At 71.8% G+C, this 12,552-nt stretch carries 13 protein-coding genes; 7 read left to right on the top strand and 6 right to left on the bottom strand.

Annotated elements, in window-relative coordinates; genetic code table 11:
- Window positions 1-120: 120 nt before the first annotated feature.
- Genes RM779_RS32950 through RM779_RS32965 form a run of 4 tightly spaced genes read left to right on the top strand, consistent with a single transcriptional unit; the run spans window position 121 to window position 4,570 of the window.
- Complete coding sequence (locus RM779_RS32950; RefSeq protein WP_311621480.1) at window positions 121-1,101, top strand: carbohydrate ABC transporter permease; 981 nt, start codon at window positions 121-123, stop codon at window positions 1,099-1,101.
- On the top strand, window positions 1,098-1,910 hold the full coding sequence (locus RM779_RS32955; protein WP_311621481.1) for a carbohydrate ABC transporter permease: 813 nt from the start codon (window positions 1,098-1,100) through the stop codon (window positions 1,908-1,910). The genes RM779_RS32950 and RM779_RS32955 overlap by 4 nt, the downstream gene beginning before the upstream one ends.
- A gap of 9 nt (window positions 1,911-1,919) precedes the next feature.
- Window positions 1,920-3,467 (top strand): glycoside hydrolase family 3 protein, encoded by a 1,548-nt coding sequence (locus RM779_RS32960; RefSeq protein ID WP_311621482.1) that lies wholly within the window; start codon window positions 1,920-1,922, stop codon window positions 3,465-3,467.
- Window positions 3,468-3,496: 29 nt separating this feature from the next.
- Window positions 3,497-4,570 carry an SIS domain-containing protein gene (locus RM779_RS32965; protein ID WP_311621483.1) on the top strand — a complete coding sequence of 358 codons (1,074 nt, stop codon included), beginning with the start codon at window positions 3,497-3,499 and terminating at the stop codon, window positions 4,568-4,570.
- Between the two features lie 248 nt (window positions 4,571-4,818).
- On the opposite strand, the gene RM779_RS32970 is transcribed toward RM779_RS32965, so the two are convergent.
- Window positions 4,819-5,580, bottom strand: coding sequence for an SDR family NAD(P)-dependent oxidoreductase (locus RM779_RS32970; RefSeq protein ID WP_311621484.1), 762 nt, complete (start codon window positions 5,578-5,580; stop codon window positions 4,819-4,821).
- A gap of 81 nt (window positions 5,581-5,661) precedes the next feature.
- Here RM779_RS32970 and RM779_RS32975 point away from each other — a divergent pair, with 81 nt between their 5' ends.
- Window positions 5,662-6,261 carry a TetR/AcrR family transcriptional regulator gene (locus RM779_RS32975; RefSeq protein ID WP_311621485.1) on the top strand — a complete coding sequence of 200 codons (600 nt, stop codon included), beginning with the start codon at window positions 5,662-5,664 and terminating at the stop codon, window positions 6,259-6,261.
- A gap of 311 nt (window positions 6,262-6,572) precedes the next feature.
- Complete coding sequence (locus RM779_RS32980) at window positions 6,573-8,063, top strand: sensor histidine kinase (protein WP_311621489.1); 1,491 nt, start codon at window positions 6,573-6,575, stop codon at window positions 8,061-8,063.
- Window positions 8,064-8,261: 198 nt separating this feature from the next.
- Here RM779_RS32980 and RM779_RS32985 read toward each other — a convergent pair whose 3' ends face one another.
- The gene (locus RM779_RS32985) at window positions 8,262-8,519 is read right to left on the bottom strand and encodes a WhiB family transcriptional regulator (protein ID WP_059012246.1); all 258 of its coding nucleotides are present in this window, start codon (window positions 8,517-8,519) and stop codon (window positions 8,262-8,264) included.
- A 336-nt stretch (window positions 8,520-8,855) separates the two neighbouring features.
- The gene (locus tag RM779_RS32990; RefSeq protein WP_311621486.1) at window positions 8,856-9,824 is read right to left on the bottom strand and encodes a diacylglycerol/lipid kinase family protein; all 969 of its coding nucleotides are present in this window, start codon (window positions 9,822-9,824) and stop codon (window positions 8,856-8,858) included.
- Window positions 9,825-9,886: 62 nt separating this feature from the next.
- On the opposite strand from RM779_RS32990, the gene RM779_RS32995 reads away from it, so the two are divergent.
- Entirely contained in the window at window positions 9,887-10,321 is a 435-nt protein-coding gene (locus RM779_RS32995) for a hypothetical protein (RefSeq protein ID WP_311621487.1), read from the top strand.
- A 19-nt stretch (window positions 10,322-10,340) separates the two neighbouring features.
- On the opposite strand, the gene RM779_RS33000 is transcribed toward RM779_RS32995, so the two are convergent.
- The 3 genes from RM779_RS33000 to RM779_RS33010 form a co-directional block, all read right to left on the bottom strand.
- Complete coding sequence (locus RM779_RS33000) at window positions 10,341-11,246, bottom strand: RNA polymerase sigma factor SigF (RefSeq protein WP_394813451.1); 906 nt, start codon at window positions 11,244-11,246, stop codon at window positions 10,341-10,343.
- Window positions 11,243-11,656, bottom strand: coding sequence for an ATP-binding protein (locus RM779_RS33005; protein ID WP_077063240.1), 414 nt, complete (start codon window positions 11,654-11,656; stop codon window positions 11,243-11,245). The genes RM779_RS33000 and RM779_RS33005 overlap by 4 nt, the downstream gene beginning before the upstream one ends.
- Window positions 11,657-11,939: 283 nt before the next feature.
- A complete protein-coding gene (locus tag RM779_RS33010) occupies window positions 11,940-12,416 on the bottom strand; it encodes an NUDIX domain-containing protein (protein ID WP_311621488.1) in 477 nt (158 codons plus the stop codon).
- Window positions 12,417-12,552: the final 136 nt, after the last annotated feature.

A 12,552-nucleotide genomic window follows, 5' to 3' on the forward strand; every position in this document is an offset into this window, starting at 1 on the left:
CCGGGGGGGGCCGCCGGCCCGCGGGCGCCACCTCCGTGAGCCCCCGTCCCGGCCGTTCGGGCGGCGGTGCCGGGACGAGGGGAACCGAGGGAAGACCGAGGAAGACGAGGGATACCACGCATGACCGTGCATATCGAGGACGCCCCGCCCCGGGTACCGGGTCCGGACCCCTCCACGGCCGGCCTGCCCCCGCCGCGGCCGCGCCGCCCGCGTTCCGCGCGCTGGCTGCCGTACCTGCTGCTCGCCCCCGCCGTGCTGGCCCTGGTCGCCGTCCTCGGCTACGCGCTCGTCCGCAACCTCGTCATCTCCTTCCAGGAGTTCGGCCGCCGCCAGCTGATCTCCAGGACCACGGAGTGGACGGGCCTGGACAACTACCGGGCCGTTCTGGAGAACGAGCGCTTCTGGGACGCGGCCGTCCGCACGTTCGTCTTCATGGCGGCCAACGTGCTGGTGATCATGATCCTGGGCACGCTGATCGGCCTGCTGCTCAACGCACTCGGCACCAAGATGCGGCTGCTCCTGTCCATCAGCCTCGTCGCGGCCTGGGCCATGCCCGTCATCGCCAGCACCACCGTCTTCCAGTGGCTGTTCGACCAGCAGTTCGGCGTCGCGAACTGGGTGATGCGCAGCCTCGGCTTCTCCGGCTACGAGCAGCACAACTGGTTCGGCAGCGGCACCTCGACGCTGGCCATCGTGACCGTGCTGATCGTGTGGGCGTCGGTGCCGTTCGTCGCGCTCAACCTCTACGCGGGGCTCACCACCGTCAGCGGGGAGATCTGGGAGGCCGCCCGCATGGACGGCGCCTCCGACTGGCGCGTCTTCTGGTCCATCCTGGTCCCGATCATGCGGCCGTTCTTCCTGATCACGACCTTCCTGGAGATCATCTGGGTGTTCAAGGCGTTCACCCAGATCTACGCCATGAACGAGGGCGGCCCCGACCGCCAGTCCGAAACGCTGCCGGTCATGGCCTACATGGAGGGCATGGGCCAGAACCAGTACGGCGCCGCGGCCGCGATCTCCGTCCTCACGCTGATCATCCTGCTGGTCGCCATGTCGTTCTACTTCTGGCTGATCTTCAAGCAGGAGAAGGAGGAATCATGAGGAAGGTCATGCTCAACGGTGCGGCCCTGGTCCTGGCCGTACTGTTCCTCTTCCCCGTGTACTGGATGTTCTCCACCTCCTTCAAGAGCAATACCGATGTGCTCTCGAAGGACCCGGTGTTCTTCTTCACTCCGTCCTTCGACCATTACTCCACCGCGACCGGCGTCGACCTTTTCTGGACGTACGTCGGCAACAGCTTCATCGTCACCATCGGCGCCGTACTGCTCGCGCTCGGCGTGGCCCTGATGGCCAGTTACGCCATCGCGCGCATGCGCTTCCGCGGGCGCCGCGGCATGGTCATCGCGGTGATGATGGCGCAGATGGCGCCGTGGGAAATCCTGATCATCGTCGTGTACCTCAACGCCCGCGACCTCGAAATGCTCAACAGCATCGGCACCCTGACGCTCGTCTACTTCGTCATGGCGCTCCCGTTCACCATCTGGACACTGCGCGGCTTCATCGCCGCGGTGCCCAAGGAACTGGAGGAGTCCGCCATGATCGACGGCTGTACCAGGACCCAGGCGTTCTTCCGCGTCATCTTCCCGCTGCTCGCCCCCGGCCTGATGGCGACGTCCCTGTTCGGCTTCATCTCCGCCTGGAACGAGTACGCCATGGTCCTGGTCCTGAACAAGGCGCCGGACGCCGCGACGCTGCCGCTGTGGCTGACCCAGTTCCAGACCAACTTCGGCAACGACTGGGGCGCGACCATGGCCGCCTCCTCGATGTTCACCATCCCGGTCCTCATCCTCTTCATCCTGCTCCAGCGACGGGTCACCGGCGGCCTCTCCGCGGGTGCCGTGAAGGGATAGCACTCGCTCATGACGACTGCCGTACGCGACTCCGACACCGTCACCCGCGACGCGCTCGCCGTTCTCCAGCCGACCTTCGCCGGGACCACAGAGCTGCCCGACTGGCTGCCGCGGCAGCTGGCCAACGGCATGACCGGCGTCGGCCTCTTCGGCCGCAACATCGTCTCGCCGGAACAAGTGGCCGCCCTCACCGCCCAGTTGCGGGCCGCGAAGCCCGACGTGCTGGTCTCCGTCGACGAGGAGGGCGGCGACGTCACCCGCCTCGAAGTGCACGGGGGCTCCTCGTTCCCCGGCAACCACGCCCTGGGCAGCGTGGACGACACCGCCCTGACGCGCGAGGTCGCCGCCGAGCTGGGCCGCCGCCTGGCCGCCTGCGGCGTCAACCTCAACTGGGCGCCCTCAGCGGACGTCAACAGCGACCCGGACAACCCGGTCATCGGCGTCCGCTCCTTCGGCGACGATCCGCAGCTGGTCGCCCGGCACACCGTCGCCTACGTGGAGGGGCTCCAGAGCGCGGGCGTCGCCGCCTGCGTGAAGCACTTCCCAGGACACGGCAACACCAGCGTCGACTCCCACCACGCGATGCCGCTGATCGACCTGGATTCCGACACGCTGCACACCCGGGAGCTCGCGCCCTTCAAGGCCGCCATCGCGGCCGGCACCCGCTGCGTGATGAGCGCCCACATCCTCGTGCCCGCCCTCGACCCCGACCGGCCCGCCACGCTCAGCCCCGCCGTCCTCACCGGCCTGCTCCGCGCCCCGGTCGCCGAGGGCGGACTCGGCTACGACGGGCTGATCTTCACCGACGCCATCGAGATGAAGGCCGTCGCCGGTGCCTACGGCCTGGACGGCGGCTGCGTCCACGCCATCGCCGCGGGCGCCGACGCCCTCTGCATCGGCGGCACCCCGTCCGACGAGGCCGAGGTGCTGCGCCTGCGCGACGCCCTCGTGCGGGCCGTGCACAGCGGCGAGCTGCCCGAGGAACGTCTGCACGACGCCGCCACGCGCGTGCGGGAGCTGGCCGACTGGACCGCGGAGGCCGCGGCGCCGGCCGGGGCGCCCGACCCGGCCGGCGAGGTCGGCCTGACCGCCGCCCGCCGCGCGCTGCGCCTGCACCGGCCCGACGGCGCGGGCCCGTTCGTCCCGCTGACGGCGCCGCCCTACGTCGCCTCGTTCCCCCCCGTGGCCAACATCGCGGTCGGCGAGCACACCCCGTGGGGCGTCGGCCCCGAGCTGGCCGGGCTGCTGCCCGGCACCGCCACCGGCAGCCACACCCGCGAGGAGGCGGAACGGGCCGGCGGCGACGGGTTCGTCGCCGAGATCCTGGCCGCCGCGGGGGAGCGCCGCGTCGTCGCCGTCGTCCGCGACGTGCACCGGCACGCCTGGATGGCCGACGCGCTCGCCCGGCTGCTCGCGGCCCGGCCGGACACGGTCGTCGTCGAGATGGGTGTGCCGCACGCGCCGCCGTCCGGCGCCCTGCACATCGCCACCCACGGCGCCGCCCGCGTCTGCGGCCGGGCCGCCGCCGAGGTCATCGCGGGCCGGGCCCCGCGGTGACCGGTACCGCAACCGGGAGGGAACCCTCGATGCAAGCCACCCCTGTCGCGCCGCCCGACGCATCGCCCGGCCGCCTGATGGCGGCCGAGATGGCCGAGCAGCCCGCCGTGCTGCGCCGGCTGCTCGCGGAGGGCGCGCCGCGCATCCGCGAGGTCGCGGCGCGGATCGCGGCGCGGCGGCCGCGGTTCGTGCTGTTGACCGCCCGCGGCACCTCGGACAACGCGGCGCTGTACGGGAAGTACCTGCTGGAGATCCTGGTGGGGATGCCGTGCGGCCTGACGTCCATGTCGACGACGACCGCTTACGCGGCCAAGCAGGATCTCGCCGACTGCCTGGTGATCACCGTCAGCCAGTCCGGCGGCTCGCCCGACCTGGTCGCCTCGACGAAGGCCGCCCGCGCGGGCGGGGCGATCACGCTGGCCGTGACCAACAACGCGGACTCGCCGCTGGCCGAGGCCGCCGAGTTTCACATCGACGTGCTGGCCGGGCCGGAGCGGGCGCTGCCGGCCACCAAGACGTACACGGCTGAGCTGCTCGCGCTCTACCTGTTCGCCGAGGGCCTGCGCGGCGGCGACGGGGCCGCCGCCGCGGCGCGGCTCCCGGAGCTGGCGACGCGGGTCCTGGCGCGGCAGGAGGAGATCCGGCAGCTGGCGGCGCGCTACCGCTTCGCCGAACGGATGGTGCTGACCTCCCGCGGCTACGGCTATCCGACCGCCAAGGAGGCGGCGTTGAAGCTGATGGAGACCAGCTACATCCCGGCGCTGTCCTACTCGGGCGCGGATCTGCTGCACGGACCGCTGGCGATGGTCGACAACATCTTCCCCGTCATCGCCATCGTCACCGACGGCCGCGGCGGCGAGGCGCTCCAGCCGGTGCTCGACCGGCTGAAGGACCGCGGCGCCGACCTGGTGGTCATCGGGCCCAGCGCGCAGGTGGCGGCGGCTTCGGCCGGATTCGCGCTGCCCACCGACGGCGTGCGCGAGGAGTTGCAGCCGATCCTGGAGATCATTCCGCTGCAACTGCTCGCCTACGAGGTCACCCTGGCCCGCGGCCAGGACCCGGACGCCCCGCGGGCCCTGGCCAAGGTGACGGAGACCCGCTGACCCCGCGGTCCGGCCGGTCCGCCCGCGAAGGCGTGACGACGGCGGGCCGCGCGCACTGCCGCCCGGCCCCGGGCCCCACGCCCGGGGCCCGCGGCCGAGGCCGGGGCCCCGGCGATCGCGATACGGACCCCGGGGCGCCCGCGCGCGGACAAAAGCACCTCCCGGCCGTCAGCCCGGGGGAGCGGCCGGGCGGTGCGGCCCGGCGGCGCATCCGGACGACAGGCCCGTAGGGCCGTACGGGCGGCCCGTCACAGCACGGCGCCGCCGCTCGCGTTCAGCCAGTCGCCCGTGACCCAGCGGGCGTCGTCGGAGGCGAGGAACGCGGCGGCGTCGGCGATGTCACTGCCGTCGGCGATCCGGCCGAGGGGGGACATCGCCGCCACCGCGCGCCGCGTCTCCTCGTCCCCGTCGCGCAGCCAGTCGGCGTTCATGTCGGTTTCGACGACGCCGGGGGCCACGCCGTTGACGGTGATGCCGCGCGGGCCCAACTCCTTGGCGAGGCCCACCGTCAACTGGTCGAGCGCCCCCTTGGACATGGTGTACGCCAGCACTTCGGTCATATCGGCCGCCCTGCGGGTCAGGCCGGTGCTGATGTTGATGACGCGTCCGCCGTCCCGCAGTCGGCCGACGCCGTGCTGCACGATGAAGAACACCGCGGTCACGTTCACCGCGAAGACCTGCTCGAACTCGGCCCGGTCGGTGCCGGCGACCCCGCGGCGCGGGCCGTTGATGGCCGCGTTGTTGACGAGGATGTCGAGGCCGTCGGCCCGCTCGTCGAACGCCTCCCACAGCGCCTCCGCGTCGCCCGGCGCCCCCAGCTCGGCCCGGAGGGGGAACGCGCTGCCGCCGGCCGACTCGATCGCCTTCACGGTGGTTTCGGCCGCGGCCTCGTCCCGGCCGTAGTGCACCGCGACGCGGGCCCCTTCGCGGCCGAACCGCTCGGCGATGGCCCGCCCTATGCCGCGGCTCGCGCCGGTGACCAGCGCTGTCTTACCCGTGAGCGTGCCCATGGCGCCGCCCGCCTTTCTCTAGTGGCTGCTACAGAAAGAACGCTAGCACGCATTTTTAAGCGGGCGCTATAGAATGTGGGTATGGCGGAGAGAGCACGCGGGCGCCCTCGGTCCTTCGACCGGGAGGCCGCCCTCGACCAGGCGACGTGGGTCTTCTGGGAGCGCGGCTACGAGGCCACCTCGGTCGCCGAGCTGACCCGAGTCATGGGCATCGGGGCCCCCAGCCTGTACGCCGCCTTCGGCGACAAGCGGGCCCTCTTCGAGGAGGTCGTGGAGCGCTTCGGGGAGCGCTTCGGGCTGTTCATCGACCGGGCCGTGGCCGAGGAGCCCACCGCGAGCCGGGCCATGGCCCGCGTCCTGCGCGAGGCCGCCGCCGAGTACACGACCCCCGGCCGCCCGCCGGGCTGCCTGGTCGCCTCCGCGGCGCTCAACTGCCCGGTGGAGGAGGTGGCCGCCGGATTGCGTGCGCGCCGTGAGGGAAACGTGCGTGCGTTCGAGAGGATTATCCGGCAGGACATCGCCGCGGGCCTGCTGCCGGCGGAGACCGACGCGGCGGGCCTCGCCCGCTTCGTCGGCGCGGTCCTCCAGGGCATGAGCCAGCAGGCGCGGGACGGAGTGGGACGGGCGGCCCTGGAGGCCGTCGCCGAGGCGGCGCTGCGCGCCTGGCCCGCCGCCCCGTGACCGGGGCCGGGAACACCCACGGGCCGCGGCGCCGGGGAGGGACCCTCAACCCTCTCGGCACCGCAGCCCGGAGCGATGCGGGCCTTCGACGCCGTCAGGGCAGATAGCGTCGTGCGGCCTCGCTCTGCCCTCCTGTGCGGGGAGAGCAGAAGTGCGCTGACGTTCCCCATTCTGAACCGCACTGCCGTCGTGTGTCCATGCTCTGAAAGCACTTGTCCGACTGCCCCGGCTCGCGCCGTCGGTTCTTGAGCGCGGCTCAAGCGCGCCGGAGCGTGTTTGCGCGCGCCGGTAAGCTCGCCCGTGTGCCCTCCATGAACGACCTCGTCCGCCAGCACACCGAGCTCACGGACCATGACCTCGACTGGCTCCACCTGCTGGTGTCCGAGTGGCAGCTGCTCTCCGACCTGTCCTTCGCGGACCTGGTGCTCTGGCTGCCGACCAGCGACGGCACCCGCTACGTCTCGGTCGCCCAGATGCGGCCCAACACCGGGCCCACCTCCTACCAGGACGACATGGTCGGCCACCTGGTGCCGCGCGGCCGGCGCCCGCTGCTCGACGTCGCCCTCGACGAGGGCCGGATCGTGCGAGAGGGCGACCCGGAGTGGCGCGAGGAGGTGCCGGTGCGCGTGGAGTCCATCCCGGTGCGCCGCGAGGGCCGGGTGCTCGGCGTGATCGCGCGCAACACCAACCTGCTGACCGTGCGCACCCCCAGCCGGCTGGAGCTGACCTACCTCCAGAGCGCGTCCGACCTCGCCCAGATGATCGCCGGGGGCGCCTTCCCCTTCCCGGGGCAGCAGGGCGGCATGGACCGCGCGCCGCGCGTCGGCGACGGCTTCATCCGGCTGGATGCCGAGGGGGTCGTGCAGTACGCCAGCCCGAACGCCCTGTCCGCCTACCACCGGCTGGGCCTCGCCGCCGATCTGGTGGGCCTGCCGCTCGGCCCGACCACGGCCGACCTCGCCCCGACCCGCGGCCCGGTGGACGAGTCACTGGTCAAACTCGCCAGCGGCTGGGCGCCGCGGGAGGCGGAGATCGAGGGCAACGACTGCGTCATCCAGCTGCGCGCCATCCCGCTGAAGCCGAAGGGCGAGCGGATCGGCTCCCTCATACTGCTCCGCGACGTAACCGAACTGCGGCGGCGCGAGCGCGAGTTGATGACCAAGGACGCCACCATCCGGGAGATCCACCACCGGGTGAAGAACAATCTCCAGACCGTCGCGGCGCTGCTGCGCCTCCAGTCCCGGCGCATCGGTGCCACCGGCGACAGCAGCGCGCGGGCCGCCCTGGACGAGGCGGTGCGCCGCGTCGGCTCCATCGCCATCGTGCACGAGACGCTGTCCCAGAATCTGGACGAGCGGGTGGAGTTCGACGAGATCGCCGACCGCGTCATCACCATGGTCGCCGAACTCGCCCCGGACGGCCGGGTCATCGGCCGCCGCACCGGCCGCTTCGGCATCCTGGACGCCGAGACCGCGACCCCGCTGTCGATGGTCCTTACCGAGGTGCTCCAGAACGCACTTGAACACGCCTTCCCCTCGGGGGAGCGCGGCGCGATCGAGGTGAACGCGACCCGCACCGACGGCACGCGCGAGCCGGGGCGGCTGCTGGTCACCGTTCAGGACGACGGGCAGGGGCTGCCGCGCACGTTCAATCCGCGCAGCGACGGAAATCTGGGCCTTCAGATCGTGCGCACGCTGGTGGAGGGGGAGTTGGGCGGCACCTTCGACATGGTGCCGGCCCAGGACGGCGGCACGCGCGTGTCGCTCGACCTGCCGCTGGAGCGGCACGGGGCCAAGCGCTGAGCCGCCGAGCCGCCGAGCCGTTGAACTGCTGAGCCGTTGAACTGCTGAGCCCGGGACGCACAAACGCCGAACCCCGGCCCGCGGTGATGTGTGCTCGCGGGTCGGGGCTCGGTGCGTTTCGCGTTGGGCACCTGACGGGTGCTGCGCGTGCTGCGGCTCGGGGCAGCGGGTGGCGGGGGCGTGAGGGCGCCCGATAACTCAGGCGCTGGCCTTGCGCGCCCGGTTGCGAGCGGCGCGGCGCTTCATGGCACGGCGCTCGTCCTCGCTCATTCCGCCCCAGACGCCGGAGTCCTGGCCGGACTCCAGAGCCCACTGCAGGCACTGCTCCATGACGGGGCAGCGGCGGCAGACGGCCTTGGCTTCCTCGATCTGCAGCAGCGCAGGACCGGTGTTGCCGATGGGGAAGAACAGCTCGGGGTCCTCCTCGCGGCAAACGGCGCTGTGACGCCAGTCCATGTCTGCTCCATCTCCTGCACGTTGCAGTTACATTGCTTGTGAATGTGAACGCTTTCACGAATCCCCAGACAAAGATCGGGCTGCTGCTCAGGCATCTTCAGTGAGGACCTTCGCTGCGGCACCCGCAGGCTCGAAGAGGATTCGGACTCTCAAGGGGGCCGAGGTGTGTCCCGGCCGTCCCGATCGCCATGTAGAGGTTCGCAAACCTGGGCTGCGGATACAACCCCTTCCGGAAAGTTTTTTTTGAATCCTTGGTGTCGCCTAGCTCACAGCCCTACTTCCGACGGGTGGAGCCTGCACTAAACGTTCGACTGGAAGGAGTTTGCGGGCTTCTGCTCACACAATCACACGCAGTGCATGGCGTACGCCTGTGAAGGTCACACTTGTACGCAGTCCGAGGTGGTCACCATCAAGCTGAAACGGCTGTGGCACCTGCGATTGCAAGGTGAAGTCCGGTTCGTCGTGGAGGGCCACCACATGCTTCCCGCGGGGCCCGCGATCCGGCGAACTGCGCAGCAGCTGCGTCGCGTACCGCGTCACCGCCGCGGACGACAGCCGGGTGAGTCCCAGCAGGTCGAGCCCGGTGTCGAACGAGGCGCGGGGCGCCGCGTACATCGGCCGGTTCCCCAGGAACGTCCAGGGCGCGGTGTTGCACACTATCGCCAGCGCGAGCCCCGTCACCGGCTCGTGCCCCGCACGCCGCAGCGTGATCGTGCCCGCGGTGCGGTGCTGGTCCCCGAAGAACTGCCGCATCGCCTGCCGCACATACAGCGCGTGCGTGGACCGTTTGCCGCGCTCCCGCTGCAACTCCACCCGGCCGACGACACCCGCGTCGAAACCGAGCCCCGCGTTGAACGTGAACCAGCGGCGCGGGACTTCGGCGTCCTGGGTGTCCGGCGTGCCGGCCGCGAGGCCGAGACCGACCGCGCGCTCCGATTTCGCGTGCAGCGCGTCCAGCAGCGCCCCGGTGGCCTCGACCGCGTCGTTGGGGAGACCGAGCGCCCGCGCGAACACGTTCGTGGAGCCGCCGGGCACGACCGCGAGCCGCGGCAGCTGCCCGGTGTCAGGGCCGTGGTGCAGCAGGCCGTTGACCACTTCGTTGACCGTGCCGTCGCCGCCGAGCGCGATGACCAGGTCCGCGGTCCCCTGCTCGGCCGCCTCCCTGGCCAGCTCCCGCGCGTGCCCGCGGTAACCGGTCGCGGCGACCTCCAGCTTCAGGTCGCTGGCGAGTGCGTGGGTGAGGACGTCACGGGTCCGCGCGCTGGTGGTGGTGGCGACCGGGTTGACCACGAGTAGTGCGCGCATGCATGGCAGAGTACCCAGGCCACGGCGGCCGGGGCGCCGCCGGTGGGCTATACGCTTGCGGGGTGGGCGAGAACAGCACTCAGCAGAGCGGGCAGGACGTGACCGGGCGTCCGCGTACGGTGACCGTCGCGGCCGTGCTGAACGGCCTCCAGGGCGCGGCGATCGCGGCGGTCGGCGCGGCCATGCTGCTCCTCGTGGTGACCGGGGACCCGGACGACCCGACGCAGGCGCTCACCGGCGCCGTGACGCTGCTGGCCCTGTCCGCGCTGCCACTGGCCGCGGGCCACGGGCTGTGGCGGCTGCGCCGCTGGAGCCGCAGCCCGGCCGTGCTGACGCAGCTGCTCGCCGTCCCCGTCACCTGGACGCTGTTCGGCAGCGGCGGGCTCTGGCCGGTGGCGGCGGCCGCGCTCGGCCTCTCGGCCATCGCCGCGCTCGGCTGCCTGATCAACCCGACGGCCACCGCTGCACTGGGCACCGCGCCCCGCGGGGCTGCCTGAGGGGGCGTGGCCGCGGCCGTTACTCCTCCACCAGCAGCTTCTCGCGCAACTGCGCGAGCGTGCGGGCCAGCAGCCGGGAGACGTGCATCTGCGAGATGCCGACCTCCTGGGCGATCTGCGACTGCGTCATGTTGCCGAAGAAGCGCAGCAGCAGGATCTTCTTCTCCCGCGGCGGCAGCTCTTCGAGCAGCGGCTTCAGCGACTCGCGGTACTCCACGCCCTCCAGGGCGTCGTCCTCGGCGCCCAGGGTGTCCGCCACGGCCGGCGACTCGTCGTCGGTGTCCGGCACGTCGAGGGACAGCGTGCTGTACGCGTTCGCCGATTCGAGGCCCTCGAGCACGTCCTCCTCGGAGATGCTGAGGCGCTGGGCCAGCTCGTGCACGGTCGGCGCCCGGCCGTGCTGCTGGGACAGCTCCGCGGTCGCCTGGCTGAGGGACAGCCGCAGCTCCTGCAGCCGCCGCGGCACCCGTACCGCCCAGCCCTTGTCCCGGAAGTGCCGCTTGATCTCGCCGACCACGGTGGGTGTGGCGTACGTGGAGAACTCCACGCCGCGCTCCGGGTCGAAGCGGTCCACCGACTTGATCAGGCCGATGGTCGCCACCTGCGTCAGGTCGTCGAGCGGCTCCCCGCGGTTGCGGAAGCGGCGGGCCAGATGCTCCACGAGCGGCAGGTGCATCCGCACCAGGCTGTTGCGCAGCTCGGCGCGCTCCGGCGAGCCGTCGGGCAGTTTGCGCAGCTCGACGAAGAGATCACGTGCCGCCCCGCGGTCGTGCGGGTCGGGCAGCACCCGCCGCTGTGCGGGCGCGGCAGGCTCCTGCTGTCCGGGAATGGCTGCCCCGGCCGGCTCCCGGCGGGGTCTTGCGGCCTGTTCCACCTCGTTCACCTCGGCCCCCTCGTCCCGTGGCGGCCCCTGCGCGCCGGTCACGGCGCTCCGGGGGCGCCGCCGCGCTTTTTGTGCAGGCTGATGCTGACCGTCTTGTCCTCTCCGACGGCCGATTCGACCTCACCCGCGAGCGCCGTCAGCACGGTCCAGGCGAAGGTGTCCCGCTCCGGCGCGTGGCCCTCGGTGGTGGGCGCCGAGACCGTGACCCGCAGGGCGTCGCCGACCAGGGTGAAGACGCACTCGAGGACGCTCCCCGGAATCGCCTGCTGGAGCAGGATGGCGCAGGCCTCGTCGACCGCGATGCGCAGGTCCTCGATCTCGTCCAGGGTGAAATCCAGCCGCGCCGCGAGACCGGCCGTGGCCGTTCGCAGCACTGACAGATAGGCACCCGCCGCCGGCAGCCGGACTTCGACGAAGTCCTGCGATCCGGGCTCACCTGGGATGGGGGACACCCTCACCTCCACAGAGACTCACACTGATTGAGCGCTCCCGGGCACCGCAGAGGTGCCCGGGTCGCCTTGCGACGCTACCGCGATCCATGGCGTGCTGTCGCCCGGCCCGGGATGCGGCGGAACCTTCCGACCACCTCGACGGTATTACTCATCGTAATGCATTCGGTGCGTACTGTGGCCATGATGGAAGCGTCAATTCCTCGATTTTCCCGCGGCGTTGCGCGTGCGCGCCGCGATGATCGCCGATGGTACCCGCGCGGCGTGCGCGGTGCGGCGGCGCCCGTCACGCCCAGCCGTGCAGCCCGATGCCGGACTCGCCTGCCAGCGCCCGCCGGATGATGCCGTCCGCGGCGAACACGATGTCCGTCGGCAGGGCCTTCGCGTCCACCCAGCGGACCTCGGAGTGCTTGTGGGGCTCGGCGTTGCGCAGCGTCCCGCGCCAGCGGCGGGCGAGGAAGATCACGGTGAGGAACCCGTTGGGCGCCTCCGCCCCGCGTGCGGCGTGAATCACGTGCGCCAGGCGCAGCTCGGCCGGGTCGACGACGAGCCCGGTCTCCTCTGCCAGTTCCCGTGCGGCGGTGACGGTGACGGGCTCGCCCGGGTCGCTCTTGCCGACCGGCAGATCCCACAGGCCGCGCCCGAACTTCGCGGCGGGCCCGCGGCGCAGCAGCACCACGCGGTCGGTGGCGGGGTCGTGGACGATGACGGCGGCGGCGAGCATCGTCATGGCGGCGGTGGCGGGCGGCAGGGGCTGGTGCATGCCCGCAGCCTAGGTGTATTGCTCACAAGCGTTGTTGACACTCGTTGGGGCTTGATCATGGCGAAGACCTCCGATGTGGTGGAGCTGTCTAGGACTGCACCGCATGGAGGTCTTCATGTCCCACCGTAATGCCCGG

This window comes from Streptomyces johnsoniae (genome assembly GCF_031845565.1).
Lineage (GTDB): Bacteria > Actinomycetota > Actinomycetes > Streptomycetales > Streptomycetaceae > Streptomyces > Streptomyces johnsoniae.